23 protein-coding genes are annotated in these 25,615 nt (G+C 72.4%); 13 read left to right on the plus strand and 10 right to left on the minus strand.

The annotated features are described in order from the left end of the window. Positions 1-149 precede the first annotated feature (149 nt). From Msi02_RS32100 to Msi02_RS32120, 5 genes are all read right to left on the minus strand, one after another. A complete protein-coding gene (locus Msi02_RS32100; protein WP_079320180.1) occupies positions 150-659 on the minus strand; it encodes a hypothetical protein in 510 nt (169 codons plus the stop codon). Next, positions 659-10,306, minus strand: coding sequence for a WXG100-like domain-containing protein (locus Msi02_RS32105; RefSeq protein WP_204051655.1), 9,648 nt, complete (start codon positions 10,304-10,306; stop codon positions 659-661). The genes Msi02_RS32100 and Msi02_RS32105 overlap by 1 nt, the downstream gene beginning before the upstream one ends. 2 nt (positions 10,307-10,308) lie before the next feature. After that, positions 10,309-10,659: a hypothetical protein gene (locus Msi02_RS32110; protein ID WP_079320184.1), complete on the minus strand. Its 351-nt coding sequence runs from the start codon at positions 10,657-10,659 to the stop codon at positions 10,309-10,311. 76 nt (positions 10,660-10,735) lie between these two features. After that, positions 10,736-11,158 (minus strand): YbaB/EbfC family nucleoid-associated protein, encoded by a 423-nt coding sequence (locus tag Msi02_RS32115; RefSeq protein ID WP_204051656.1) that lies wholly within the window; start codon positions 11,156-11,158, stop codon positions 10,736-10,738. A gap of 18 nt (positions 11,159-11,176) precedes the next feature. After that, complete coding sequence (locus tag Msi02_RS32120) at positions 11,177-12,043, minus strand: helix-turn-helix transcriptional regulator (protein WP_239108909.1); 867 nt, start codon at positions 12,041-12,043, stop codon at positions 11,177-11,179. Positions 12,044-12,142: 99 nt separating this feature from the next. Here Msi02_RS32120 and Msi02_RS32125 point away from each other — a divergent pair, with 99 nt between their 5' ends. Continuing rightward, entirely contained in the window at positions 12,143-12,523 is a 381-nt protein-coding gene (locus Msi02_RS32125) for a cupin domain-containing protein (RefSeq protein WP_079320186.1), read from the plus strand. Positions 12,524-12,640: 117 nt separating this feature from the next. Here Msi02_RS32125 and Msi02_RS32130 read toward each other — a convergent pair whose 3' ends face one another. From Msi02_RS32130 to Msi02_RS32150, 4 genes are read right to left on the minus strand one after another with little or no spacing between them, the layout of a single operon-like run. Continuing rightward, positions 12,641-12,979, minus strand: coding sequence for a hypothetical protein (locus tag Msi02_RS32130; RefSeq protein WP_204051657.1), 339 nt, complete (start codon positions 12,977-12,979; stop codon positions 12,641-12,643). Between the two features lie 34 nt (positions 12,980-13,013). Next, positions 13,014-14,318: a UCP033725 family protein gene (locus Msi02_RS43565; RefSeq protein WP_239108910.1), complete on the minus strand. Its 1,305-nt coding sequence runs from the start codon at positions 14,316-14,318 to the stop codon at positions 13,014-13,016. Next, on the minus strand, positions 14,315-15,082 hold the full coding sequence (locus Msi02_RS32145) for a hypothetical protein (protein WP_204051658.1): 768 nt from the start codon (positions 15,080-15,082) through the stop codon (positions 14,315-14,317). The genes Msi02_RS43565 and Msi02_RS32145 overlap by 4 nt, the downstream gene beginning before the upstream one ends. Before the next feature lie 3 nt (positions 15,083-15,085). Then, positions 15,086-16,243 carry a hypothetical protein gene (locus Msi02_RS32150; RefSeq protein ID WP_204051659.1) on the minus strand — a complete coding sequence of 386 codons (1,158 nt, stop codon included), beginning with the start codon at positions 16,241-16,243 and terminating at the stop codon, positions 15,086-15,088. A 239-nt stretch (positions 16,244-16,482) separates the two neighbouring features. On the opposite strand from Msi02_RS32150, the gene Msi02_RS32155 reads away from it, so the two are divergent. The 6 genes from Msi02_RS32155 to Msi02_RS32180 all read left to right on the plus strand — a co-directional run bounded on the left by Msi02_RS32155 (position 16,483) and on the right by Msi02_RS32180 (position 20,959). After that, positions 16,483-16,833, plus strand: a complete 351-nt coding sequence (locus Msi02_RS32155) for a WXG100 family type VII secretion target (protein WP_143737861.1) — start codon at positions 16,483-16,485, stop codon at positions 16,831-16,833. A 39-nt stretch (positions 16,834-16,872) separates the two neighbouring features. Further along, positions 16,873-17,172 (plus strand): WXG100 family type VII secretion target, encoded by a 300-nt coding sequence (locus tag Msi02_RS32160; RefSeq protein ID WP_079320191.1) that lies wholly within the window; start codon positions 16,873-16,875, stop codon positions 17,170-17,172. 79 nt (positions 17,173-17,251) lie between these two features. Then, positions 17,252-17,614: a hypothetical protein gene (locus tag Msi02_RS32165; protein ID WP_204051660.1), complete on the plus strand. Its 363-nt coding sequence runs from the start codon at positions 17,252-17,254 to the stop codon at positions 17,612-17,614. A 27-nt stretch (positions 17,615-17,641) separates the two neighbouring features. After that, the gene (locus Msi02_RS32170; RefSeq protein WP_204051661.1) at positions 17,642-19,123 is read left to right on the plus strand and encodes a WXG100 family type VII secretion target; all 1,482 of its coding nucleotides are present in this window, start codon (positions 17,642-17,644) and stop codon (positions 19,121-19,123) included. Between the two features lie 17 nt (positions 19,124-19,140). After that, positions 19,141-19,554: a hypothetical protein gene (locus tag Msi02_RS32175; RefSeq protein ID WP_079320680.1), complete on the plus strand. Its 414-nt coding sequence runs from the start codon at positions 19,141-19,143 to the stop codon at positions 19,552-19,554. A gap of 28 nt (positions 19,555-19,582) precedes the next feature. Beyond that, positions 19,583-20,959 (plus strand): WXG100 family type VII secretion target, encoded by a 1,377-nt coding sequence (locus Msi02_RS32180; protein WP_204051662.1) that lies wholly within the window; start codon positions 19,583-19,585, stop codon positions 20,957-20,959. A 205-nt stretch (positions 20,960-21,164) separates the two neighbouring features. On the opposite strand, the gene Msi02_RS32185 is transcribed toward Msi02_RS32180, so the two are convergent. Next, a complete protein-coding gene (locus tag Msi02_RS32185; protein WP_204051663.1) occupies positions 21,165-21,605 on the minus strand; it encodes a YbaB/EbfC family nucleoid-associated protein in 441 nt (146 codons plus the stop codon). A gap of 297 nt (positions 21,606-21,902) precedes the next feature. Between Msi02_RS32185 and Msi02_RS32190 the strand changes: the two genes are divergently transcribed. The 6 genes from Msi02_RS32190 to Msi02_RS32215 all read left to right on the plus strand — a co-directional run bounded on the left by Msi02_RS32190 (position 21,903) and on the right by Msi02_RS32215 (position 25,591). Beyond that, entirely contained in the window at positions 21,903-22,385 is a 483-nt protein-coding gene (locus Msi02_RS32190; protein ID WP_204051664.1) for a hypothetical protein, read from the plus strand. Positions 22,386-22,395: 10 nt separating this feature from the next. After that, the gene (locus Msi02_RS32195; RefSeq protein WP_204051665.1) at positions 22,396-23,277 is read left to right on the plus strand and encodes a hypothetical protein; all 882 of its coding nucleotides are present in this window, start codon (positions 22,396-22,398) and stop codon (positions 23,275-23,277) included. After that, positions 23,274-23,651, plus strand: coding sequence for a YbaB/EbfC family nucleoid-associated protein (locus Msi02_RS32200; RefSeq protein WP_204051666.1), 378 nt, complete (start codon positions 23,274-23,276; stop codon positions 23,649-23,651). Before Msi02_RS32195 ends, Msi02_RS32200 begins: the two co-directional genes overlap by 4 nt. Positions 23,652-23,662: 11 nt before the next feature. Beyond that, entirely contained in the window at positions 23,663-24,040 is a 378-nt protein-coding gene (locus tag Msi02_RS32205) for a YbaB/EbfC family nucleoid-associated protein (protein ID WP_239108919.1), read from the plus strand. A 143-nt stretch (positions 24,041-24,183) separates the two neighbouring features. Further along, complete coding sequence (locus Msi02_RS32210) at positions 24,184-24,825, plus strand: PadR family transcriptional regulator (RefSeq protein WP_204051668.1); 642 nt, start codon at positions 24,184-24,186, stop codon at positions 24,823-24,825. Then, a complete protein-coding gene (locus Msi02_RS32215; RefSeq protein ID WP_204051669.1) occupies positions 24,812-25,591 on the plus strand; it encodes an SGNH/GDSL hydrolase family protein in 780 nt (259 codons plus the stop codon). The genes Msi02_RS32210 and Msi02_RS32215 overlap by 14 nt, the downstream gene beginning before the upstream one ends. Positions 25,592-25,615 lie beyond the last annotated feature (24 nt).

Here is a 25,615-nt window from a genome sequence, read left to right on the forward strand (position 1 = left end):
CCGATGCCAGGCGTGCGGCCACAAGGCACACGCCGACGTGAACGCGGCCACCAACATTCTCAGGGCAGGGCTTGCCCTTCGCGACGCTGCGGAAGCGGCCTAGCGAGAAGCCGCTCCCTTCAGGGAGCGGAGGAGTCACTCCCCTCACTCTAGGCTCCGGCCAGCTCCCGGTAGGTGTCGCGTACGACGAGCAGCCGGTCGAGGCGGAACCGCCCCGGCTCGGCGGCGCGCACGGCCCGTCCCCGCTCCGACCAGAACGCGTCCTCGGGCACCTCGTCCTGCCCGGGCGGGACGAATTTGATCACTTCCTCGACCGCGGCCCGCGCGATCGACAGCGCCTGCCGCTCCCCACCCTCAGGGACGTTGCCCGCCGTCAGGTCGGCCACCCACAGCCACTCGCCGGGGTCCAGCAGCTCGGACGGCTCCGCGCCGCCGAACGTCGGGAAGCCCGTGGGCGTCACCTCCCGCTCCGGGAGTCCGAACAGGTGCTCCCGCTCGGCGCCGCACGCCGCGCACCGCCCCTCGTAACACGTGACCAGCTCCCCCTCGACGCTCGCCAGGCCGCTGTCCCAGTCGGTGTCCGCCGAGCCGCAGGCGCAGGGGTTCAGGTCGAGATAGAGGTGCGCCTCGTCCCTGCTCCTGGCGATCGAGTACGGCATCACACGTTCCTCATCTGTCGCTGTGCCGGGTCCTTCGGTGCGGGGACGGTCTCGTCCTCGTCGTCGGGCGGCTCCCACCCGGAGGGGTTGCTGAGCCTGCGCATCCGCTCCCACACGTCGAGGACCGGCGCCTGGGGCGGCACGGTGATCCACGGCGGCGGGGGCGCCGCCTGGCCCCGCGCGGCGAGGTCGCGGGCGACCGCCTCGATCTCGTGCCGCAGCCGCGCCCGCTCCTCGTCCGAGGTCGTCGCCCTCCACCTGCGCGACAGGTAGGCGTGCTCGTTGTAACGGGCGGAGGCACAGGCGTCGTAGCCGGGATCGAGGGCGTTCAGGAAGCGGCGCATCGTCCCCTGCTCCGCCGCCGCCCGCTTCTGCAGGGTGTCGCTGATCTCGTGCAGCAGCACCCGGGCCACCACGTCGGGGGCCAGTCTCGGCGCCAGCCGGATCACGTGCGGTCCGGTGCCCGCGCTGACCTCCGTACGGCCCGGGCGTCCGCCGCCGGGGTCCTCGGGCAGCACGACGAAGCGTTCCGTGCCGAACCTGGCGGTCTCGACGGTGACGACCGTGCCATCCGGCGTCGCGGTCACGGCGTGGACGCCCCGGCCGAAGTCGGCCGGGCGCAGGTCGGCGACGGCCGCCGGGATCTCGGCGTTCGACAGGTCGGGCAGGTGCGGGGCCCGGCCGTCGGCCACGAACGCGGTCCTGGGGATGGGCTCGGCCGTCACGTTGCCGGCGAGCGGGGCGGTGACGAGGGGGTTGCCGCCCCAGGTGCCGTCCGCGGCCGTCTCGGGCACCGGCCAGCCCGGGTCGGCCGGTGCGGGCCGGGCGACGCCGAGGGCGTCGAGCCGTTCACCGATCCGGTCGGCGAACCCGTCGGACCGCCCGCCGTACAGGTCGCGCAGGTCGAGGCCGTGCCGCTCGGCCAGCGCCACCAGGTCGGGCGGCACCGAGCCGAGCGCCTCGGCGAAGGACTCGCCGGACAGTTCGCCCGCGGGCGTGGCACGGTAGCGCTCGACGGTGCCGTCGGGCCGCGTGAGATGGAGGTGGACGTCGGCGCCGAGGTCGCGGGCGACCAGCCTCGCCTCCTCCACGAGCGCCATCGGCCCCGGCGCCGTCGCGTTCGCTTGGCCGATTTCGGCGATGATGCCCACCGGCTGCGTCCCCGTCCGTCCTCTCAGCACCTCGGCCATCGCTCTGCTGGGCGCCGCCGGGTCGTACGACGGCTGCCTCGCGGCCAGCGTGCGCACGGTGTCGTGGGAGAAGAAGACGCCGGGGGCGGCCGCCCGCTGCCGGTGGAAGTCCCACCGCGGCCGGGTCACGCCTGCGTCGCGACGTGCCAGCATCTCCTCAAGCGCGTGCTGGAACATGATCAGGTGGGCCGTGCCGGTCGTGCCGTGCGGGATGTCCACGGTCCGCAGCACCGTCTCCGCGCCGTCGCGCGCCACCTGGCGCACCTCGAACCGGAGGTCGAAGTCGACCCGGAACCGCACCTTGGCCCCGGTGCCCTTCTCGAAGACGCTGGTCTCGTCGCGGTTGCCGCCGCTGCCGGAGCTCGACTGCGCGGTCTGGTCGCCGGCGCCGAGGTCGGCGCCGGCGCCCGCGGCGTGCCCCCCGCTGTACGTGCGGCCGAGCGGCAGCATCTGCCCCCGGTCGGTGGCCGTGCCGGCGGTGTTCTGCTCGCGGTCGACCTGCCCCAGTTCGGTGTCGTTCAGGCCGAGGGCCACCGGGTCGGGCTCGGAGAGGTCGGCGTGTATCCGCACGTCCACCACCTGGCCGGGTCTGCCCGGCATGGGCAGCCGGATGAGGCGGTGCCCGTCGGGGCCGGTCATCCGCTCCAGCCGGGTCGTGAGCCCGTTCCCGGTGAGCGCCTTGGCCAGCTCGGCGTAGTGCTCCATGGCGGTCGCCCCGCCGAGCAGGTCCGTCCGGGAGAGCCGGTCGAACACGGCGCGCAGCAGGTCGTCGGCCCTGAGCCGCTCGGTCACGAAGACCTCCGGCGGCACGACCCGCCGCACGTCGGGCCGGGCGGGCGGCCGCGCGGCGACCGTGCCCTCCTTCGCCACCATGCCGTCCGGCAGCACCCGGGCCATCGTGCCGTCCAGCGTGGTCGTGCTGGTCGGGGGCACGCCGGTGATCTTGGCGACGCCGCCGCGCAGGCGGCTCGACGTGCGTTCGACCTCGATCGTGATGGTCACCGGATGCTTGACGAGCTGCCCCCCGCGGAACGCCGCCGCACGCTGGATGCGGGTCCGCTGAGTGCCGGTGGATGCCGTGCCGGTGTGCGAGCGGTCGGTGGCGGCCGCGCGGCCGCCGCTGCCGGTGTCCTGTGCCGCGCCGGCGTTCGCGTTGCCGCCGAACGTCTTGCCCGACGACTCGGCGCGGTCCTCCTGCGTGTACGTGTAGTCCTGGAGGATCTGGCCGAAGTTGTGGACGTTTCCGCCGTACGTCGCCTGGTCGCCGTGGAGCACCGCGCTGATCCTGACCGTGACGTCCTCGGTGAGGTGCGGGCCGATCTTGAGGGAGTACGTCTTGACGAAGCCCTCCGGCCCGCTCATGTCGTCGATCTTGCCCCACCAGCGTTTGCCGGCGAAGTCGCCGAACAGGCTGCGCAGCAGGACCGGGTCGCGCTTCAGCGCGCCGGGCGCCACCTTGCCGATCTGGTCGAGCACCTGGTCGATCAGGCGGGTCTCCTTGCCGTCCGGGGCTTTGAGGTCGACCGTCTTCACGGTGCTCTCGCCGAGGGAGTCCCGATAGAGGTCGGGGACGTCCACGCGGGTGGCGAGGTCCGGCAGTCGCTCGTGCATGTGCTTGAGCCGGTTCCCCTCGGCGGCCACGCTCATCGGAAAGTCCTTGGCGAGCCGTTCGGCGAGCATGTCGCGGGGGTGCTTCTGCTCCAGGTCGGGCCGTGGACGGCCGTCCTTGCGCGTCCGCGCCCGGTCGGCCAGGTATCTGCGGACCAGCGGCACCGCCGTACGCGGGTCGAGCCGGAGGTTGCCGTCGAGCAGCCGCGTCACCGCGTCGGCCACCTGGTCGAGGGGCAGCTTGAGCTTGCCCCTGCCGTACAGGTCGAGCGCGTCGCGCTCGGGGAGGGAGTAGACGACGGTCCTGTCCCGCAGCGGCTCGGCGTCGGCCCGCCGGTTGCCCGTCTCGTCCCCGGAAACCGTGATGTCCGCCTTCATCGCGAACACGTAGTGCTTGCCGGTGTCGATGGCCAGCCGTTCCCTGCCCCAGATCGCCGTGTCGGAGATCGAGGAGGACCTGCTCCCCGCCGCGGATCCGCCGACCCCCTCCTTGCCGCCCAACGGGCCGGGCAGGGCCTCGTTCGCGCCCGTCGAGGCGTCCACCGATCGTCCGCCGCGCGTCTCCGTCCGCGTGGTGTGCGCGCCCATCGTGAAGTTGATGTCGCCGATCACCATGTCGGCCGCGGTCACGAACGTCGACTCGCCCGGCCGGGCCGTGATCCACGCCGACGCCCGGTGCGTACGCAGGCCGCGCGGGCGAACGGCCAGGGCGGTGCTGTACGTCGTGGCGGGTCTGTCGGGGGCGGCGAGCAGCCACTCCGGGTGGGAGACGAGGTTGCGCATGTTGAACGCCTCGGCGAGGTGGTGGAACGACACCGAGCCCGGCCGCATCGCCTTCGGCAGCACCGACTGGAGGGCGTCGAGCACGCCGGTCCCGTCGACGTGCAGCAGGGTGGCCAGGCTCAGCGCCTCCGAGGACGTCGGGTGGCTGGGCGAGGGCTCGGTCCGGTCCTCGGGCAGCAGGTCGGAGGGCAGCAGCACCCGCATCCACACGTCGTCGCTCTGGGCCAGCGGCGTGACCTTCCCGTTTTCGATCACGTCCACGACGAGCCGGTGCGGCACCTCGAAGACGGCCGCCGGAGAGGTGCCCTCCATCAGCGTGACCTGGTTGCCCGTGTCGTTGAGTGTCGTGCCGGTCGTGCGCCCCTTGTTCCAGTGGAAGCCCCCGTCGCCGCCGGTCGAGCCGGCCTCGCCCGGCTTCGTCTCCAGGCCGAGTGCGGGGCCGATGTCCCGGGCCCCGCCGCGCGACCGGCTGACCGTGCGGCCGGAGGTCTCGGACGAGATGTCGAGGTCGGCCGGGACGTCGGCGGCGCTGGTGCCCAGGAACTCCTCCTGGCCTGACTGCGTGAACCGGATTCGCACCGTGAAGTGCCGGCTGGCCCGGCCGATGCCCTGGCTGACCAGGTCGAGGAGGATGCCGTCCTGCAAGGCCTGGTCGTAGCCGGTCTGCAAGCGGGCCGGGGAGAACTGCTCGGCCACCTCGATCATGTTGGCGATCTGGCTCGCCCGGGTCAGCGGATCGCGGGACAGACGGCCGTTCTCGTCCGGCAGCAGGCCGAGCGCACGCAGTTGCGTCACGACGTTGGCGCGCGCTTCGTCGAAGTTCCTGACGCTCTCCGGCCGCTCGCTGGCCTGGACGAGCGCGGGCCCGGCCCCCGTGATGCCGCCCGCTGCGCCGCGCGCCCAGCCGGGCAGCCTGGGCAGGCGGCCCTTCGGCACGCCGGGCTTCGGGTCGTCTCTTAGCCTGCCGTCCTTCAGCAGGGCCGACCGGTCGACGGGAAGGCCGTAGCGGTACGCCTGCGGCTCCGGCATGCGGAACAGGCCCGTGCTCCGGCCGCTGAGGGGGGCACGCGGGGCGTCGTCGGTGTTCAGCTGGACGGTCACCGTGTGCTCGAGCTCCAGCGCGTACGCCTGGGTGTGGCCCGCCCAGCGCTGCACGCTCGGCCGGATGGCGGTGCCGCCCGCGCTCATCGACCGCGACCGCGACCAGGAGCGGCCGAGCCCGCCCGTGAGGCGCGGTGTGGCGGTCTTGTAACCGCCGAGACCGGCGGCGTGGAGCATGTGCTGATCGCCGACGGGAAGCTGGACTCCCGCGGTGCCCTTGACTTCGAAGGACCGGCCGGCGGACCGTGAGCCCGACGCGCCCGAGAACCCCACGCGAAGCCGCTCCAGCCGGTGCTTGCTGCTCGGCGTGCCGACCGGCCGCGCCGTGTCCATCACGACCCGGGTCTTGATCCGCACATGGCCGACCACCCGCCCGTTGACGGTGATCGGGCGGCGCAGCCCCTCGGGATCGTTGATCGCCTCGCCGAGCCGGGCCGGCAGCTCCTTCGTCATGATCGTGAGGATCTGGTCGCGGGTCATGCCGCCGATCTCGGAGTGGCCGGTCCGCTCCGCGGTGCGCTCGGCGAGGTCCTGCAGCCCGGTCAGCCCGGTCACCGCGTGCTCGGGGAACGGCGTGCGCTGCCACTCCTTTCGCGAGAGCCGGGTGACCTCGGCCGGTCCCCGCTGCGCGTGCGTGTGCGGCAGATACACCCGCAGGCTCTGGGCGTCGTCGGCCGTGCCGCTGTCCACGCGCGCCGTCTCGGTGCCGGTCGCGGTGCGCAGCTCCACTTCCGCCGAGGCGAGCCCGTCGAGCACCAGCGCCTCACCCGCGTTGTCCTGCACGGCACCGGCCAGCGCGAAATCCGACGCGTTGCCGCTGAACGACTCGCTCCTGCCGAAGGTGGCGCCGGCCTTGAACACGCCGAACTTCATCAGCATCCCGAGCCAGTGAACGTCCTGCCACGGCTTGGTCAGGGCGTTCACGTCGAGATTCGGCGCCAGGCGCACCGCACGGTTGGCGGTGGCGGAGGCCGAGCGGCCGCCCTGCGGCAACTGGCCGAGCATCGACTGGGAGTGCCGCACCGGATGGCCGAAGACCTCGACCAGGTCCGTGACCTTCAGCCGCAACCGCAGCTCGGCCCGCGTGCCGCGGCCCACTCGCAGCACCACGCCGTCCTGCGACACCAGCCATCTGAAGTTCGACCGCAACACCTGCGACAGCTCATCGGGCGCGTAGCGATGGTCGATCCCGGCGCGTTCGAGCATCTCGTTGACGACCTGGGTGAGCCGTTCGAGGTGGGGCAGCCGGCCCGCCGGGGTCCCCTCCGTCATGGCCTCCGGCGACGGCAGGGCGTCCGCCACCGCCTCCTTGTACGCGGTGTGGGCGGCCTCCGCCTCCCGGGCCAGCCGGGCGATCTCCGCGGGCAGCGTGCTTGTACGGCCCGCGGGAAGGGCGTTCAGGGCGTTCTCCAGCGTCTCGTACGCGGTGCGCGCCTCCACCGCCCGCCGCATCGCCCGCGCGTACGCCTCCTTGCTCCGGCGGGCACGCTCGGCGCTCGCCCGGTGGACGTCGCGGTCCGCCAGCGCCTTGCGGCGGCGTTCCTCGGCGCCGCGGTCCTCCTCCCGCGACGCCTTCGCGGCGGCCTCCTCGGCCTTGTTCGCGTCGGCCCTGGCCGCCCTGGTGCTGCCGATCTTCTCCTTGACCGCCTTGAGCAGCTCGTCGGCGGCGTTCGCCATCGTCTCCCGCTGGGTGCGGGCCAGCCCGAGCAGGTCCGCCACCGGATCCGACGCGGTCGGATTCTGTGCGGTGGAGGTCTGCGGTGCGGGACCGGACGACGTCGTCGGGGATGCGGCGGACGGCGGCCGAGGCGCCGACCAGGGAGGTGCCGGGGCGAGGTGCCCGAGCCTTTCGATCTCACGCCCGAGCTGCTCGATCTCGTGCGCGATCGCGGGGCGTTCCTGCGCCGGGGCCGCCCGCCACTGCCGGTCCAGGAGCGCGTGCTCGCGATAGCGGGCCGTCACGCAGGCCGTGGCGTCCGGCTCGGCCGTACTGCTCAGGAAGGAGCGGATCACGCCCTGCCGCGGGCCGGACATCCGCTGGAAGACGTCGCTGATCTCGTGCAGCCACACCCGGGGCAGGATGTCGTTCGCCAGGCGCGGCGACAGCCGTACGACATGGGGGTCGTCGGCCGTGCCCGACCGGACCCTGGTCCTGGCGAGGCGGCCGTCGGGCACCCGGCCGATCTCATACCGGAAGTGCTGCGCGCCGCGCCGGCCCGAGTCCACGACGACCGTCTGCTCGCCGGCCGTGCTCAGCCCTGTCACGTCCGGAGCCACGTCGGACGCGTGGAGCGACAGGAAGCCCTGCTCCACCTCCTGCGGCGACACGTCGGCCAGGTGCGGCGGCCTGCCGTCGGCGACGAACAGGCTCCGCGCGATCGGCCGGGCGGTCACCCGGCCACGCCCCCGGGTCGTACGCGGTCCCGGCCGCGTGCCGGACGGCGCCGCCGACGGCCCCGGCGGGTTGGCCGTCTGGCCGGAGTTCGTCGCCGGGGCGGTCCCGGTGTTCGAGGAGGGCACCCCTGTGGAAGCCGCGGTGGCCTGGCCTCCGCTCGCCGGGTTGGCCGTCCCATTCGTGCCGTTGGCGGACGGGATCCCGGCGAGGGTTTCGGCGCGGCGGACGATGTCCGCGGCGGTGTCGGAGGAGCGGCCGACGCGAAGGGCGTGGTCGGGTCCGCGCGGCGGAACCGCCAGCGCTTCCTCCACGAGTCCGGCCCCCGCGTCGCTCAGCCGGTCGGGCCGCCAGCCGCGTGGGTTGTCCTCCAGCACCTCACCCGCCACCTCAACCGCGGCGGTGCGGCTGTCCGGCGTCGCATCGGCCAACCGGGCGAGCGCGTCGAGGGCCCCTTCGACCGGGAGACCCAGGCTCTCCTCGGCGATCCTCGCCCCCAGCAGGGCGGCCGCCTCCGCGCGGAGCCGCGGCGTGTCCACGCCCTCGGAGGCACGGGCCGTGAGCCGATCCGCGAGGACCTTCATGTCCTCGCCCGACAACTGGATCGGCCTTCCGTCAGGACCCGTCAGCCTGGCGCCCCGTCCGTCGCGCAGGAAGAGCACATCGGGCGCGATCGTGAACAGCACATCGGAGACCGCCGTACGAGCCGAAGCGTGCGCCGCGGCGGTGCTTCCGGAAGTGCTGCCGCCGGTCGTCCCCGGAGACGTCGCCGGTGCCGAGGCGGCCGGTGACGCCGCGGCGGCGGACGTGGTGCCACCAGAGGAAGAAACGGACGACGGCGTCCCTGTTGAAACGGCCGGCGTGGGCGTCGCGGTGGGGGCGGCAGGTGTGGACGCGGCGGCCGGGTTGCTTGAGCCGGCCGAAGCGGGGTTGGGGGCGCTCGCACCCGACGCCGGGGCGGGATTGGCGGTGGCCGGCTGGCCGGACGCGCTCTGCGCTGCCGTCGGCGCCTGACCCGGATTCACGGTGCCCGCACCCGCCGCGTTCGCGGTGCCCGCGTTCGTCGTGCTGCCGGAGCCGGCCGAACCGGGGTTGGCACCGCCCGCGTTGGCGGGACCGGCTGTGCCGGGGTTCGTCGTGCTCGCGGCGGATTGTGCGGGGGATGGCCCGGTGGCGACCGGCTGGCCGGAAGCGCTGGGCGCCGCGCTCGCTGTCTGGGCGGATGCGCCCGGTGTCGTGGGCGCGGGGTGCCCGGCACCGCCGGACGTGGCGGCCGGACCGCCGGCCCCGCCCGTGTGCGCGCCTCCGGAGGGCTGCCCGGCGGTGGGATCCGGAGACGTGCCGGCAAGGGCGCGGGTCAGGTCCGTACGCAGGCTGGTGTCGTACGCCGAGGCCAGGGCCGTACGCGGGCTGACGACCGCCTCGATCACGTCCGGGTTGAACGGGCTGATCGTGTTCGTACGGCCCGCACCCGACAAGGCGGCCCCGAGCAGCGACTCCCCGTCGGGCAGCTCCCACTGGCCGTACACGAGCCCGTTGGCGAGGACGCTCCCGGCCGGGGACGCGATCACGTTGGTCAGGCCGGTCGTCAGCGCCCGGCCGGGGAAGCGCTTGAACGCGTTGCCGAAACCGGGGGCGTCGGTGTTCAGCCTCCTGATCAGAGGCATCCTGTTGACCAGGTTGCTGATCGGGTGCGCGGCCCGCATGCCGACGGCCGCGCCGCCCGCCGCGCCCAGGGCGGCGGCGCTCGTCATCTTCCAGTCCCATCCGTCGCGGGTGCCCCTCTTCCGCTGTTCGGACTGGGCGAGGGCGTCGCCGGCGATCTCCTCACCGATCTCCTCGAACAGCTCCCTCCCCAGGGGGTTGGCGAGGATGCGGCCGAGCAGGCCGGCCCGGACCGAGGCCAGCACGGTCCCTCTGGCGAGCGCCTGGGCCGCGGCGGGACGGCCCGCGGCGAGGGCGAGCTGTTCGAGGATCTTCTCCATCTCGGCGCGGGCGCGGGCGGCGATCGGCCCGATGAACCGTGTGGAGGTCCCGGCGGAGTAGAAGGCCGCGACGAGCGCGATGAACGTGGCGATCAGCGCGATCCAGAACACCACGTTGTTGGACAACTTCGAATACTGGGTCGAGCGGGCATAGTTGTCGGCCTGCGCGGCGTAGGCGAAGTGGTTGTTCGCGACCCCGAGCAGGCCGGACTTCTCCGAGTAGTGCTCGCCGAGCCGGGTCAGGAACGCCTGCATCGACGGGCCCTGCATTCCGCTGAGCACGGCGACGGCGGCGGTTCCCACCGGATCGATGGACTGTACGACGCTCACGGTCGCGGACCGGTGCGCCCGGGCGAGCTGCCACAGCAGGCTCTCGCTCGCCTCGGGCCATGTCTGGCCCGCCGTGAGCAGGGCGACGAGGTCGTCGGCCCAGGCGGGCAGCGACTCGCCCCAGGCGGGGGTCACGTCGACGACCGTGCCGCCGCCGTCGGCGAACTCGGGCAGCCCGTCGCCGGTCGAGGTGACGTCGCCGTTCGTCGTGGCCGGCTTGGCGCCGGAGCCCGTAACCGTCGTGGAGGAGTGCGTCATCGTCAGACCCGCTTCAGGATCTCGCGCACCTCTCTGGCCCTTTCGGCGTCCATTCCGCGGGCGTTCTCGGCGCTGCGCCGTACGGTCGGGCCGAGCTCGACCACCTTCGCGGCGAGTTCCTCACCCTGCTTCATCAGCGTGTCCGGACCATCGCCCTGCATGTAGGCGGAGCGGAAGGCGGCGCCGGCCGTGTCGTGCCCCCACGGCTCGGCGGCGTTGAGCCGGCGGATCTCCCGCAGGCTGGCGGCGTAGCCGCTCTCCGCCTCGGACGACGCGGCGTGCCACTGCGACAGGCCCTTCGCGAGCTGCTGCGGGCGGATGTCGACGTAATTCACCTCGAACAGCTCGCTCATGCCACCCCCTCGCCTGGCGGCTCGGGGTCGCATGAGCGAATCGCACTGTGCTTATCGATTCGCTCGCTCCGCTCGCTCATGGGCTCTCCGTCATCCGCTTCGGCATCTGCATCGACATCTGCTCGAGCACGGCGTCGAGGTCACCGTCGATGTGCGCCCTCATCTGCTCGGCGGGGATGAGCGGCGCGAAGATCTCGACGACCCGGTCCTGGGCCTTGGCCACGGCGGCGTGGATGGTCTGCGTGATGGCGTCGGCCAGACCGCGCGCGTCCTGCCGCCGGTAGATGCGCGGGTCGAGGTCGAGCCTGATCAGGTCGCCGTTCGCGCCGACGGTGGCCGCCACGAGCCCGTCACGCGACTTCTCCGTCACCTGCACGGCACGCGCCTTCTCGTGCAGCGCGGGCGCCTCCTCCTGCAGGCGCATGAACGTGGCCCGCAGTTCCTCGGCGTACGCCCGCATTCCGGCGGCGTCCGGCGTCTGTCCCCCGGTCGTGTTCATCACCCCGATCGACCGCGTTCACCCCAATGATGATCTATGTCCAATATCCGGGATTATCACACCTTCGTTTGACATCCGGCTAGTGACGCCTCTGGCGTACCGCGCGGGTGTGGTGCCGACGTGCCGGGTGAAGTGCCGGTTCAGGTGCGCCTGGTCGTGGAATCCCACGCTCGTCGCCACGTCGGCGGGCCGTTGACCGCTCAGCAGGAGCCTGCGCGCCAGTTCGATGCGCTTGCCCGTGAGATAGGCGTGTGGCGGCAGGCCGTACGTCCGCGTGAAGCAGCGGATCAGGTGTGTCGGGTGGGAGTGGAGGACGTCGGCGGCCTCCCGTATCGACAGACCCGCCCGGACCCGGGCGTCCAGCAGTTCGCGCAGCTCCACGGCCAACCGGTGCGCCTCACGGCCGGGTGTGCGATGCCGGAACGCGTCGAGATGGAAGCGCAGTCTCTCCGCGACGAGAAGAAGGCGCGATTCGGCCTCGAGCGCCTCTCCCGGATGACCGACAGCGTGATGCAGTTGGTGGATTCGGTGACGCAGTAGTGGGTCGGCGAGGATCGGAGCGTCCACCGCCCTACCGGTGAGGCGCTCCGGCAGCACCGTGGTGTCCAGATAGAGCACGCGCTTGCGGAAACCGGCGGCGGTGACGGTCCTGCCGTCATGCCGGACGCCGGGCGGCAGGAGCAGAACGGCGGAAAGGTCGGCTGCCGCGTGCCGGCGACGGTCCAGTCCGAAGTCGACCGCGCCGTCATCGAGGATCATCAGGTCCCACGTGTCGTGGGTGTGAGCCGGATAGGCGTGATCGGTGAAGTGCGCGTGGAAGACCTCGGCGATGCCCGGCACCGGCGGCCGCCAGGCCCTGATCGTCGGCGGGCGGTGAGCGATCACGCTAGGAACGTACAAGACGGGCGGCGGTGGAGCGGGCCACGCTCATCACATCCGCCATCGCCCTACCCAGGCGGTGCATGTCCCGAAAGGTGCCACAGGGTGTCCGTTTCCCTCGATCCCGTCAACATCGCCCGCAAGCTCTCCCAATTCGACGAGTTGTGGACGCAGAAGAAGATCGCCGAGCTCAACGACTACGAAGTCAAGCTCGCCAAGCTGAAGGGGGAGTTCGTCTGGCACACCCATCCGGAGACCGACGAGCTGTTCGTGGTGATCAGCGGCCGGCTCACCATCCAGCTCCGGGAAGGGGACGTCGTCCTCGGACCCGGCGAACTCTACGTGGTGCCGCGTGGTGTCGAGCACTGCCCCGTGGCCGAGGAGGAGACGGCCATCATGCTGGTGGAGCCGATCGGGACGCTCAACACCGGTGACACCGAAGGTCCGATGACCAAGGCCGCCGAACCCCTCGAGCAGCTCGGGTAGCGAGAGCCCCCTCATCACCCCGCGAGGGCGTGCCGAGCTGGGCATGGACCGGCCGGACAACGGCGTGGCGCGGAATCTCCACGGTGTGCTCCTCGGAGATGTCGTGAGGGCGGCGGATCACGCGCCGGAGAACCTCTTCGCGAGGTCCCGGGCCCATTGCGCGGCCTTGGCCGCCTGGTCGCCGGTGACGGGCGCGCCGGGCATCCGGCTCAGGCGCTCCACCTGCTCGGCGTAGCGCAGGTGCTCCCGGTGAGCGTGTTCCCGGCAGGCGAGGCAGGTGACGCTTTCCGGACGGACCGAGGTCATCGCATAGGGCACGCGGAGTCCGCACCCGGTGGTGACGACATCCGGCGCGTCGGGCGCGCGCCCCAACGACGACGCGATCAGATTGCGGTAGGCGGCACCGGCCTGCATCACCTGTCGCTCGACGTGGATGTGCGGATCGGTCTCGCTCATCTGCGTCCGGCCTCCGATCCGAGTCGTCCCGCAATCAGGTTAATGCGCCGAGCCCCAGGTCGAGGGGCTCGGCATGCTCGCGTACCTCGCTCACCTCGGCGCGGGCCACCCAGCGCCGGTGGACGCCCCGCTCGATCCGCTCCATGCCGAGCGCCCGCGCCACCGGCAGCCGCCCGCCGGTGTATTCGAGCAGCAGCTCGCCTGCGCGCTCGTCCCGTACGAGGCAGGGGGCGCCACGCCACGCGCACACCCGCGTGACGTGGAAGACGGCCTCGCACTCCTCGGCGGGCACCGACCGCACGAAGCGGCCCGGGGCCCGCTCCTCGAACCCGTCGGCCGGCCCGTCGCCGAGCAGCCGGATCAGCAGCCCGTCGTGTCCCGGGTCGGGATTGGCCGGAAAGCCGGCTCCCCGCCAGCGCGCCCGGTAGCAGCTCGCCGTGGCCTGCGCCGGAGCCTGCGCCGGGTGCTCGCCGGGCATCCAGCGGCCGAGGTCGCCGTCGTAGACCGCGCGTACGGTCTCGGTCCCGGCCGCGGTCAGCTCGACGATCTCCGAGCCGTGCGGCAGCCGTACGGCGTCCACCTTGTACTCACGGACCAAGGAGTCCACGTTCGGCGCGAGGCCCATGCCGGCGAACGGCGGCTCCTCGATGACCCAGCCCGCCACCGCCGCCATGCCCGCCTCGTGGGTCCCGCCGTACGGCGTGCGGTAGAGGTTGAGCCCCACCGTGCGCCACCGCAGCAGGAACAGCGAGCCCTCGCCGCTGAGCAGGCCGTCGTCGGCGCCCCGGCCGAGGGCGTCGGCGAGCACGGCCGGCGTCGCCACGTGCGCGACGTCGAGCGCGTGGTGGCAGTAGCCGGAGACCCGCGACTCCCCCTCTCCGAGGTAGGCCCGCAGGTCGTGCGGCGTCAGCGGCTTCTGCACGACCGGCAGCGCGGGCTCGGGCTCCGCCCTGCGGTCCTGCGCGAGGGTGGGGACCGCGAGCCTGGCGACGGTCCCCGGTTCGAGCAGGAAGCGCACCGGCAGGCCGGGGTTGACGGCGAGGCCCCACCGGGGATCGGGCCAGCCGGCGGCCAGCTCGACCAGCGAGGTGATCCTGACCCGCGACAGTCCCGTGGCCGCCCGCATCGCCTCGACCGACGTGTAGGCGGGCAGCCACACCCGGTCGGGCGCGGTGATCGTCGGCCAGGCGGCGTCACCGTCCGGCGGCACGGGCAGCGCCAGCTCGGTGTCCCTGAGCATGCTCAGGCAGAGCGCGATGTCCCCCGCCTCGTACGCCGCCCCGAGCCGCCGTTCGAACGCGCTCGCGGCCCAGTCCGTCACCGGCCGCCGGTCGGTCACAGGCTGAACGGCGGCAGGAAGGACGGCGCCTTCGTCCCGCCGAGGTCGCCGAGGTCGGGCTGGGGCTCGGTGAGACCACCGGTGGCCGGGTCGAAGGCCACCTTGGCCCTGGTGAGGTCGGGCACGTCGGCGGCGATCGCCGTCATGCCGGGGAACTTCGCGCTGGCCGCACTGTAGAGATAGCCGGACACGGTGAGGATGCCGGCGACCTTCCAGCTCGTCTTCATCATCGTGCCGACCACCTTCTGCGCCACCTGGCCCAGGCCGACCATCGCCCGCGCCACCATGGGCCGGGTGGCGGCGAAGGTCAGCACCTGGCCCTTGCACGCCTGGCTGAACACGGCGACCGCCATGGCCGAGCCGCCGAGCGACAGGGACACCCAGCTCGCCGCGTCGTAGAGGTCGGCGCCCGAGTCGAGGCTGCCGCTCACGCACTCCCTGCACCTCTCGAAGTTGTCGAGCTGCGTGTTCAGCTCGGCGTGCTTCTCCTTGAGTGTGGCGAGCATCTTCCCCTTCAGATGCCCGTCGGACTCGAGCGCGGTGAACTGCCGGTCCAGGTCCGTGCGCAGCGCGGCGATGCCGGCCTGCTTCCCGTCGGCCGTGGGCTCCTCGCGCCACTGGCGCGCTCCCTGCCGCATCGCCTCCGGGTCTGAGATCATCGTCGTCAGCAGCCCCGCCAGCGGCCATCCCGTCCCTTCGATGCGCGCCGCCGCGGCGGCCATGCCGGCGCCCGTGATGAACCTGCCCGTCGCCAGGTCTGCCATCTCCTAGTCCTCCTCCTGCATGCCGAGGACGGCGGGCGCCACGTCTTCTTCGCCGAACCAGGTGCTCTCGTCCTCCGGCACCGCGGGCCCCCGGTGGCGGTCCTTGTCCTCCCCGTTGTTTCCCGCGCCCGCCATGGGGGCGTACGGCACCCCGGGCACCCCGCCGGCTCCGATGCCGCCGCGGCCGGCGCCTTCATAGCCGGTCGACGCGCCCGAGCCGTAGCCACCCGAGCCGTAGCCACTCGTGCCGTACCCACCCGAGCCGGAGCCGCCGGTGCCTGTCCGGGTTCCCGTGGAGTAGTCGGTCGGCCCGTAGCCGCTCGTGCCGAGGTCGGGGAGCGTCGGCACCGTGGGCGGGGCCGGGGTGTGCGCCGAGAGAGCGGTGTCGCCGGGGACGGTCGGCGCCTGGGGGTTCGGCGCGTTCCGGTCGAGCCCGTCGAGGCCGGTGCGGCCGATCCCGTTCCCGTTCAGTCCGTTCGGGTCGAGCCCGCTGCCGCCGAGGCCGGTGCCGTTCGGGCCTCCGGGGCTGGGCAGGTCACCGGGGCTGGGCAGGTCACCGCCCTTCCCGCCGGGGCCGGGCAGCGTGCTCGGGTCGGGCAGGTCGGGGTGCTTCAGGCTGTCGTCGAGGTCGGTGCCCAGTTTGTCCTTCGGCAGCTTCCAGTCGTTCCCGAGCCCGGAGGGGCCGGTCTTCGGCAGCCCACCGCCGCCGAGCCCCAGTTTCTTGGGGTCGATCCCGGCGCCCTTCGTGCCGCCGCCCAGCCCGTTCAGGCCGCCCTTCCCGGTCTTGCCCGAGCTCTCCTTCTCCCCCTCCTTGGCGTTCTCGACCGCCTTGTCGAGCGCGAGCTTCCAGGAGTCGAGGACGCCCTTGCCCTTCGCCATGGCGTCGGCCGCCTGGTCCCGCAGCTTGCTGTGGACGCCGTTCAGGCCGCCGCCGATGACGCCGAATGTCCCCATGGGCAGGTGGATGTTCTTGATCGCCGCACTCGTGTCGGACAGGGCCTGCCCGTGACTCGCCACCTGGTTGGCGAACTTCCCGACTTCGGAGTAGCGCATGAAGAACTCGGGGTCGGACAGGCGGGGATCCACCGCGCCGCCGTTCGCTCCCATGGAGGCCGCGAGGCCGGCGAAAGGATTCGTCGCGCCCCCGCTCGTATCGGTCACAGCATCCTCCAGCCGATTCCCGGCAGATTGCGTTTTCAACTACTTACGGCCGAGTCGCCACAAAGCTCGTAAAACGTACAAATCTCCTAACCGGCCGTCTGACAAAACCGCAAGAGACGTGACAAAATCTTAATCTCGGACAGCCCCGGCAAGCCCCACACTGATCCATTACTGTGACTTTTGGGTCATCACCCGACCCTCCTGGTCGGGGGAATTCGACAGGATCAGTGGAGGTGACCATGTCGCACTCTGGCGCAAGCCAGGCCCAAGTGAGCCGGCACGACCTGGACGAGGCGATCACCTGGATCGGCGACGCGGCCGAGAACATCCGCGGCATCCAGCGTTACCTGGACAGCGCCGGCGAGAACCTCAAGGTCCACTGGCAGGGCGAGTCGCACCACGCGTTCGACAAGGTGCACCTGCTGTGGCACGAGCGCATGGACGTCATCCTGGGCAGCCTGCAGACCCTCGCGGAGAGCATCAGGGCGAACAACAAGAACTACGCCGAGTTCAACGCCCACGCGACCGCCGAGATCAACAAGATCGAGGCGCTCATCAACCAGGCCCCGCCCGCCTCGTACAGCCGCTGAGCCCGAGACGACCACCAGGAACGGACGGAGAGCGCGACGGTGGACTTCGACATCACAAAGGTCAACTTCAGCGGTCTCGACACGGGCGAGACCGAGTTCCAGAACGCCTTTAACAGGCTGGTCACGGAGCTGGAGAACCTGGAGAACAAGCTCAACACCAAGACCGCGATCTGGCAGGGCAGCGCCAAGGACGCCTACGACCAGACCAGGCGGATCTGGCAGCAGGAGGCCAAGGGCCTGGCGGACATCGTGTCCCTGCTGGCCAAGAACATCAACATCACCAACATGAACATGCAGGACGTGGAGCGGATCAACGCCGCCATGTTCGACGGGAAGTGAGCGGACGTCCGACAGTACGGCCGGCGGCACCGGCGCTCCTCGGCCGGTGCCCGTCACGGCGTTGACGGGAGTGTGACGCATGGCTCGCGACGGTGGCGTGGAGGTCAGCCGCACGGCCCTCAGGAACGCGCGCAAGGACTTCGAGGAGGCGCTGGAGCTGCTGGCGCCCGGGGCGTCCAAACGCGAGGTGACTCCGGTCGCCTTCCCCGAGGGCGGCGCGGTGAAGCGCCTGCTCGCGCGGCGTGAGGCCGTCGGCGGCTTCTGGGAGGCCGCGATGGGTTTCCACATGAGCCTGACCGGCGCCGAGGGCGCGGTCACCGCCGTCTACGCGGAGATCGCCTCGACCCTCGGCATCGCCGCCGAGCGCCTGGAACTGGCGATCAGGAACCTCGACGCCGGGGAGCAGGCGGGCGCGCGGCACGTCGGCGTGGCGGACGTCTAGTCGGACGAGAGCGGTTGAGGAGGCGTCGTGGCCGAGAGGAAGATGCCGATCAGGGCGTCGATCGACGCGTCGGAACCGGGCGTCGTCACGCTGGACGCGTTGCGCACCGCGCTCGAGAAGACCGATCCCGAGCTGATCAGGTCGGCCTCGGGCGAGTTCAAGAGCGTCCACGACAAGCTCAAGACGGTGGTCGAGACGCTCGACAGGCACCTGGACGCGCTCGACAAACACTGGACGAGCGGTGAGGACGCCAAGCAGGTGAAGGAGCAGCTGCGCCGGCTCAGGGCCTCCACGGCCGCGGTGATGACCGCGATCGTGGACAACTCCCTTCCGGCGGGACAGACGGGACCGCCCTCGCCACGTGGCGTGGTGCCCGCGCTGGACGTGTACGCCAGCTCCCTCAACCAGTTCAGGGGCGAGAACGTCCCCAAGCCCACGAAGAGCGACGTCGACTGGTACGACGCGGCCATGGAGGCGGGGGCGGTGGGCGCCGCGGGCGGCGCGATCGCGGGCTCCCCCTTCGCGGGCGTCGGGGCCATCCCCGGAGCCGTCATCGGCGGCGTCGGCGGGTTCATCGTGGGCGGCATCGGCGGCGCCATCGGCTCGGTCTTCGGCGACGGCCCCTTCTTCAATCTCTTCGGAGAGTCGAAGGAGGAGAAGGACATGAAGGCGGCCGAGGAGCATCTCAAGAAGCTCACGCAGGCGACGCAGACCGCCAACGCGCTCTTCCCCGCGTCGCTCGACACCGACGTGCCGAAGTTCGACACGACGCCCCCGGCGTACACGCCGGTGACCGGTCCAGGGGGAACCCTCCCGAACGGGACGCTCCCCACGGACGTGCGAGGATGGCAGAACCCCGCCTCGCTCGGCGACCTCGGCACGGGCTCCGGCCCGGACGGCCTGAACGGCCTGGGCGACGGCGGCTTCCCCGGCTGGAACGGCTCCGGCGATCCGTACGGACCGGGCGGCACGGGCGTCCCCGGAGCCGGGATCGGCGACGGCGGACTCGACGGCAACGGCGGAGGACTGGACGGCAACGGGCCGGGCGGCGACCTGAACGGCGGCCTCGGCGGCGCGGGCGCCGGCGGCTCCGCAGGCACCGGCGCGAACGGCACGCGGCTGAACGGCGCCGGACTCGACGGGACCGGCCACGGCACCAGCCTCTCCGCCCACACGCCGCAGCCGGCCGATTTCGGCGGCCCGACCGGCGCCTCCGGCACTGGCTCCGGCACTGGCTCCGGCACCGGGTACGGCGGCGGATACGGCGCGGGCGGCGGTTCGGGCGCGGGCTCCGGCATCGGGACCGGCGGCATCGGGACCGGCGGCGCGAGCGCGAACGCGGCGGCCCTGCGCACCGGCGCGGGCAACGGCATGGTCCCGGTGGCGCCGCACGGCACGGGCGGGGACGGCGAGCGCCAGGAGCGTGAGCGCACCACCTGGCTGCTCGAAGACGAGGACTTCTTCGTCAGCGACCAGAAGACCACGTCCCCCCGCATCGACAGGGCGTAAGGCGAGGGAGGCGAGAGTTGAGCCACGATCCCGGCGGCGGGTCGCCGCCGCCGAAGCTGCGGCTGCCCGAAACCTGGCCGGGTCTCGGCGGAGGCCCGGACGAGGTGTACATCGACCACACGCGGGTCCGGCAGATCCTCAAGGGACTGCGGGAGGAGCTCGGCACGCTGCGCGGGCGCGCTCCCGCCAGCATGAGCGCCACCTGGAGCGGCCCGGGGACCGCGGGCGAGGTCCAGGGACTGACCAACGTCGGCCCCTCGGAGACCGGCCCGTGGGAGACGGCCAAGTATTTCGGGTTGAACGCCGAGCAGGCCCACGAGGTGCTCAGCGGCAAGTATCAGCTGCTGATCGACCGCATCGAGGCGATGGTGAGCGCCGTCGAACAGGCCGTCGTGAACTACGAGAAGGGCCACACGAGCAGCAGCGCGTGAGCTGCCGAGGGCAAGGGGAAAGATCGCGATGGGGGCCGAAGCCGGCTGGGAGCCGATCAAGGTGTACGCGAGCCTCTACGGGCTCGACCCGGACAACCTCTCCCGGGAACAGATCAAGCAGAAGCTGGACGCCGCGAAACCCGACGAGGTCAGGCGGGCCGGTCAGGCGTTCATCGACGCCGCCGATCTGGTGGGCGGGAAGGTCGGCGGCAACGGACCGTCCGAGATAGGCATCCAGGCGGCGCTGAGCAGGACCGCCAAGGACCTGTCCGAGGTCTGGCGCGGCCCGGCGGCCGAGCAGGTGCAGTCGGCGCTCCGCGCGCTGTACGCCACGGCGGGCGCGCTCGGCGACGCCATGACCGCGAGCGGGGCGGCGATGTCCTGGTACGCGGACGTGGTCGGGGACGCGCGGACGAACTTCCCCGCCGCCCCGAGCAACTCGGACGAGGGTGCGGGCGGCGGCACCACGGGAAGCCCGGCGGCCGACCCCGACGAGGCGGCGCGCAGCCACTTCCGCGCGCTCAACGAGAAGATCCAGGAGGCGAACAACGCCTTCGCCGACGGCCTGGCCTTCGACCTGCCCGCCATCGAGCCGCTGCACATCGACCTCGCGAGCTCTCCCCGCATCCACGTGGGCGGGACGGGGGCGCCCGTCACGAACACCGACGGCGTGTGGCACGGCGGCTCCTCCGGTGACGGCACGTCCGGCTCGGGCACGTCCGGTTCGGGCTCGGGTTCCTCCGGGTCCGGGTCCGGATCCGGTGGTTCGGGATCCGGCGGAGGCGGCCACTCGGGCGGCGGCTCCGGCAGCGGCGACGGCACGGGTTCCGGCAACGGCGACGGCACGGGCGGGTCCGGCGCGAACGGGCCCGGCAGCGCGGGCGACCCCGGCACGGCGGGCTCGTCCCCCGACCCCGGCGGCTCATCGGACCCAGGACAAACGAACACAGGACAAACAAGCACAGGACAGGCGGGCGGCTCCGGCGACGGATCGGGTACGGCTCCGGCCGTGATCGGCGGCTCCGACAGGACCGGCCTGGCGAACGCCCATCCCCTGCCCGGCGGCACGACTCCCGCGGGCACCACGCCCAACGCGTTCACCGGCTATCCGGACGCGCGGATCCCCGTCACGACGTCCGGGCCCACCGGCACGCTGCCGCCCGGCGGGGTGATCGGCGTGTACGGCGGAGCGCGCACCGGCTACGGGGCCGGTGGCACCGCGGAGGCCGGCGCCGTCCTGGGCGGCTACCGGACCGGCCAGAGCGGTGCGGGCTCGCCCTTGTTCCCCTACGCACCGGCGGGCGCCGATGGGGGTGGGCAGGACGAGCGCGAACGGGAGATCTACGACCCGGAGCCGGACGTCTGGCGCGTGACGAGCCCCATCAGCCCCCATCGCATCGGCTGACGAGGGCTCGGCGCCGCCGACGGCGGAAACGGTGTCCGAGGAGAATCGGCGCTAGGGAGCGCCCGACGAATGCTGCGCGACGGGCAACATTCGTCAGACATGACCTGGAACCCGGGCGGGCGGCGCGGGCTGCTCGCGGGGCGTCCCGGGCATCCCCGTCCGGCCCGTTCGCGTGACGCGGCGGGCGGGCGGCGGATCAGGGCGGTCACATGCTGAGTCTGCGGCTGATGCGGTCGAGCTCGCCCAGCACGTCCTCGGCGGTCCGGTCGAAGGCGGACTCCGCCTCTCTGACCTGGGCGAGCACGGCCTCCGGGTCGTCCAGGAACCTCGTCTGGTCGCCGTCCTCCCCGAGCACCTCGGCCATGGCCCGGTTCATCTGCCGGTACAGGTCGTCGGACGCGGCGCGCATCGTGTCCTTGATCCGATCGGCGAGCTCGCCCGAGCTCAGCCGCATCGCCTTGGGATGGAGCTCCAGCTCGCTCAGCCCCTGGCTGGAGAACTCCACGCTGACCAGTCCGTCCTCGTCCCGGGCTCGGCCCACGAGCGAGGAGAGGGTTTTCTGGAGCCGCTCGACGGCGGCCATCCTGGCGTCCGCCCGCTCCCTGAACCGCTCCATGTCGAAGTCCTCGAACCCGCCGGCGGTCATCCGAGCCCCTTTCCCCCGCGATTTTCGGAACATCGGCAAGTTAACGCATTCAAAGCGGGGCGTACGGGGTCTACGTGCTCACCCGTTACACATCAGTGAACATCCGTCTAATTTCCGCTATCCACCTGCGGAAACGTCGCCCTGGCGCATGGCAAGGGCACGAAGCCCGGTGATAGGGAAGATCACGTGTCATACGGTGAACCCTCGCCAAGCCGGTCACCGGCGATTTCCGCGACGGCGTCGCCCACCGGCCCGGTGAGCGCGACGCGGACGTCCCCCGCTTCCCCGGCTCCGTCCGTGCCGTCGATGGTCAGCCCGTGCCCGCACACTCCGCCCTGCCCGCCGCCCGGCCCCTGCCTGCCGGACTCGCTGCGCGGGCGGCAGGCGGGAGCGCCTCAGGCCCCGAAGCCGGCCGCGACCCCGGCCGCGTACTCCCCCGACCCGGGCGGCGGCTCGTCCGGCCTGCCCGGCTACGAGGTGGCCGCGGGCTTCATCAGGAAGTTCGCCGGGACCGTGGGCGGCTCCGCCGACGGCGTCCGGCGGCTGGGGGACGCCACGCCCCGTTTCCAGGGCTGGAACCTCGCTCCGCTCGCCGGGATCCCCATCGTCGGGCTCACCTTCGTGCACCGGTTCAACAGCGTCTCCGACACCTGGTCGAGCGCCGCCGGCATCCTCGGCGACGCCCTGCACAGGGACGGCGAGACGCTGGTCAGGGCCGCCGACAACTACGTCGCGGCGGAGCAGGCCGGCAAGGCGGCCATCCAGAACACGCGCATCTGAGAGGATCCGCATGTCGACCCCGCCCAGCGAGCCGGGCAAGCTGTTCGTGCCCGGCCGGCCCGCCTCGGGCCCCAAGGAGCTCTACATCACGGACTCGAGCGGCAACGTCCAGCGAGCCGTTTCCGTGGCGCCGGCCGACACGGCTGACACGGCCGCCGCCTCCGCCGCCACCCGTACCGATCCCGGCTTCTTCCGGGACCTGGTCAAGGCGCTGAACCCGCTGCGGCAGCAGACGCGTACGGCGGCGGCCATGTCCGGGCTGGGGATCGCGGCCCTCGCCCTGGACGTCGCCGCCACGCTGAACCTCGGCAACCCCTTCCTCTTCTACGACCGTCGGGAGCTCTGGAAGGAGATGGGCGGCCGGCTGGAGAGCGGCAGGTCCGACATCTGGTTCTCCTACTTCCAGGACGTCAGCCCTAACTGGAAGGGCCACGCGGCGGACCTGCTCGGGCGGCGGGTCCGCTTCAACACCACGGTCCTGTACGAGAAGCTCCACGGCGTCACCGGCGAGATGAGCGGCGCGATGCACAGCCAGTTCAAGGAGGTCCTGGAGTACGACCTGTCGGTGTTCGGCCTCTACGCCGCCTCGGCGCCGATCCTCCGTACGCTGGCGGCCATGAGCGCGCACCCGGCGGGGCGGGTCGCGCTGATATCGCAGGTGGGCGTGTTCGCCAGTGCGCTGGGCAACCTCGTCAAGCAGTTCGCCGACATCTACATGGCCTACGAGAGCGACCTCAACAAGCTGGAGCAGAAGCTCAACGACGTGCGGGCCGCCTTCTTCGACGAGGGCGACCCGGCGCGGGGCCGCCGGGACCTCACGCTCACCCCTGACGTGGCGGACCGCGCGCACATCCACGACTACTGGCAGCCGGCGAACAAGGATCTTCAGTGAAGAACACGGCCGCGTTCCACGAGGGCAGGGAAGGCGACGTCGCCGGCCTGGTGCGGGAGGTCCAGGGCCGCGTCGGCGCGCTCGCCGACCTGCTCCACGGGCTGAGCGAGGAGGTGATCGAGGGGACCGACGCCACGGGTGCCGTGGTGGCCCGGGTCACCGGAGCGGGCCACCTGCTCGGCCTCACCATCGACCCGCGCGCCATGCGCGACCTCGACGCCGTCGCGATGTCCGCCGCGGTTCAGGGCGCGATCGGCGCCGCGCGGCGCGGGACGGGCGAGCGGCTGGCGAAGGCCATGGAGGAGTTCGCCGACTCACCGCCGGCCGGCGACCCGCTCGCCCCTCACGTCCAGGCCCTGCTGCGGGAGGAGTGAGCGTGGACGAGATGCGTGAGCTCCGGGCCCGCATGGAGCGGCTGTCGGCCGCGGCCGCCCTGATGGAGGAGCTCGCGACCGAGTGGAGCACGCGAGAGTACGTCGGCAGGGCCGACGGGGGCCGGGTCACGGCGACCGTCGACGCCGTCGGCACGCTCCGCGCCGTCGACATCCATCCGCTCAGCATGCGCAGGCTCGACAGCCGCGCGCTCGCCGAGGCCGTCCTGAAGGCCGTACGGCGGGCCGAGGCGGCCGCGGAGGCGGCGAAGGAGGAGATGCTGCGGAGCGGACTGGAGGCCGCGGGGGTTCCCCACGTGGCCGGCCTTCTCGGCGACGCCCGCCGCGCGTTCGACGAGCGGGCGTCATCCGAAGGCATCGGCCGGCTCTAGCCGGGAACACCGCCGGTTCCCTCGCCGGCTCCTGGACGGCTCCGGCCGTCGACCCGCCAGGGCCGCCGGCACGCCGCTTCCCCGATGCTCAGTTTCTTGAATAGTCATATCCTTGACTATGAAGGAGCGGAGGGAGCGGTTCCATGGCCTTGCGGCACGCCGTCCTCGCGGCGTTGCTCGACGGCGAACTCAGCGGCTATCAACTGGCCAAGGCGTTCGACGTCGGTGTGGCGAACTTCTGGCACGCCCTGCCCCAGCAGCTGTACGCCGAGCTGGCCAGGCTGGAGCGGGAGGGACTGGTCGCGGGGCGGCAGGTGGTCCAGGAGACCCGGCCCACCAAGCGCCTCTTCCACGTCACGGACGCCGGGCTCACGGAGCTGGAGCGGTTCGCGGCGGCCGCGTCGAAGCCGTCGTTCATCCGCGACGACCTGCTCGTCAAGGTGCAGGCGGCCGACCACGTCGACGCCGGGCCGCTGATCCGGCAGGTCGAGGAGAGGGCCGCCATGGCCGAAGCCAAGATCGATTTGTTCCGGCGGATCCTGCGGAAGATGCGCGGCGGCCTGGGCGAGGAGGAGTTCCTCCGCACAGGGGGGCGCGTTGGGCCGTACCTGACCTGCCTGCGCGGTCTGGCCTTCGAGGAGGGCAACCGCGACTGGTGCCTGCGGATCGCGGCGATCCTGCGGGAAAGGAGCGCGGCCGGGCCGGGCGGAGGAACCACGGCCATGACCCGAGAGGGGACCGCGCCAGCCCCGCGGAACCCGGAGGTGGCCCATGCCGAACGGTGAGCCCCTGCGTTATGTCGCCCTCGGCGACAGCCAGACCGAAGGGCTGGGTGACGGCGACCCCGCCCACCCGCGCGGCTGGGCCGACCGGCTCGCCGAGCGGCTCACGACCGTGGACCCGGAGGTCACGTACGCCAACCTGGCGGTGCGGGGGCGGCTCGCCGGGGAGGTGCGGGGCGAGCAGCTCGCGCCGGCCCTGGCCCTCCGCCCTCATCTGGTCACCGTCGTCGCCGGTGTCAACGACCTGATCAGGCCCCGCTTCGACGCCGCCGAGGTGGCCGGGCACCTGGAGGCGATGTTCGCCGCTCTCACGGCCGCCGGGGCCCGCGTCGCGACCCTCACGTTCCCGGACGTCGGGAAGATCGCGCCGATCGCCCGGCCGCTCCGGTCGCGGGTGTTCCAACTCAACGACCGCATTCGGGTGGCGGCGGCACGGCATGGGGTCGTGGTCGCCGAGACGGCGTCTCACGCGGTCTCCACCGACCCCCGGCTGTGGAGCGCCGACCGGCTGCATGCGAGTCCGCTCGGCCACGAGCGCATCGCCGCGGCCGTGGCCCACGCCCTCGGCCTGCCCGGCAGCGACGACGGCTGGACGCTGCCCCTGCATCCCCCGGTGGATCCGGCCGGGTGGCGAATTCTGGGCGCCGAGCTGCGCTGGGCGGGCACGTTCCTCGGCCCGTGGCTGATGCGGCGCCTCCTCGGCAGGTCGTCCGGCGACGGTCGCACCGCCAAGCGCCCCACGCTGCTGCCCGTGCGGCCGACCGGGTGACCTCAGGCGGCCAGTGCATTCGGG

The organism is Microbispora siamensis, from assembly GCF_016863095.1.
GTDB lineage: Bacteria > Actinomycetota > Actinomycetes > Streptosporangiales > Streptosporangiaceae > Microbispora > Microbispora siamensis.

Excerpts from the sequence above, each read along its gene's own strand:
- Msi02_RS32205 (WP_239108919.1), top strand. The coding sequence starts at position 23,663 with ATGCGTGAGCTCCGGGCCCGCATGGAGCGGCTGTCGGCCGCGGCCGCC.
- Msi02_RS32180 (WP_204051662.1), top strand. The coding sequence starts at position 19,583 with ATGGGGGCCGAAGCCGGCTGGGAGCCGATCAAGGTGTACGCGAGCCTC.
- Msi02_RS32210 (WP_204051668.1), top strand. The coding sequence starts at position 24,184 with ATGGCCTTGCGGCACGCCGTCCTCGCGGCGTTGCTCGACGGCGAACTC.
- Msi02_RS32155 (WP_143737861.1), top strand. The coding sequence starts at position 16,483 with ATGTCGCACTCTGGCGCAAGCCAGGCCCAAGTGAGCCGGCACGACCTG.
- Msi02_RS32110 (WP_079320184.1), bottom strand. The coding sequence starts at position 10,659 with ATGAGCGAGCTGTTCGAGGTGAATTACGTCGACATCCGCCCGCAGCAG.
- Msi02_RS32130 (WP_204051657.1), bottom strand. The coding sequence starts at position 12,979 with ATGAGCGAGACCGATCCGCACATCCACGTCGAGCGACAGGTGATGCAG.
- Msi02_RS32100 (WP_079320180.1), bottom strand. The coding sequence starts at position 659 with ATGCCGTACTCGATCGCCAGGAGCAGGGACGAGGCGCACCTCTATCTC.
- Msi02_RS32195 (WP_204051665.1), top strand. The coding sequence starts at position 22,396 with ATGTCGACCCCGCCCAGCGAGCCGGGCAAGCTGTTCGTGCCCGGCCGG.
- Msi02_RS32115 (WP_204051656.1), bottom strand. The coding sequence starts at position 11,158 with ATGAACACGACCGGGGGACAGACGCCGGACGCCGCCGGAATGCGGGCG.
- Msi02_RS32145 (WP_204051658.1), bottom strand. The coding sequence starts at position 15,082 with ATGGCAGACCTGGCGACGGGCAGGTTCATCACGGGCGCCGGCATGGCC.
- Msi02_RS32185 (WP_204051663.1), bottom strand. The coding sequence starts at position 21,605 with ATGACCGCCGGCGGGTTCGAGGACTTCGACATGGAGCGGTTCAGGGAG.
- Msi02_RS32105 (WP_204051655.1), bottom strand. The coding sequence starts at position 10,306 with ATGACGCACTCCTCCACGACGGTTACGGGCTCCGGCGCCAAGCCGGCC.
- Msi02_RS32165 (WP_204051660.1), top strand. The coding sequence starts at position 17,252 with ATGGCTCGCGACGGTGGCGTGGAGGTCAGCCGCACGGCCCTCAGGAAC.
- Msi02_RS32215 (WP_204051669.1), top strand. The coding sequence starts at position 24,812 with ATGCCGAACGGTGAGCCCCTGCGTTATGTCGCCCTCGGCGACAGCCAG.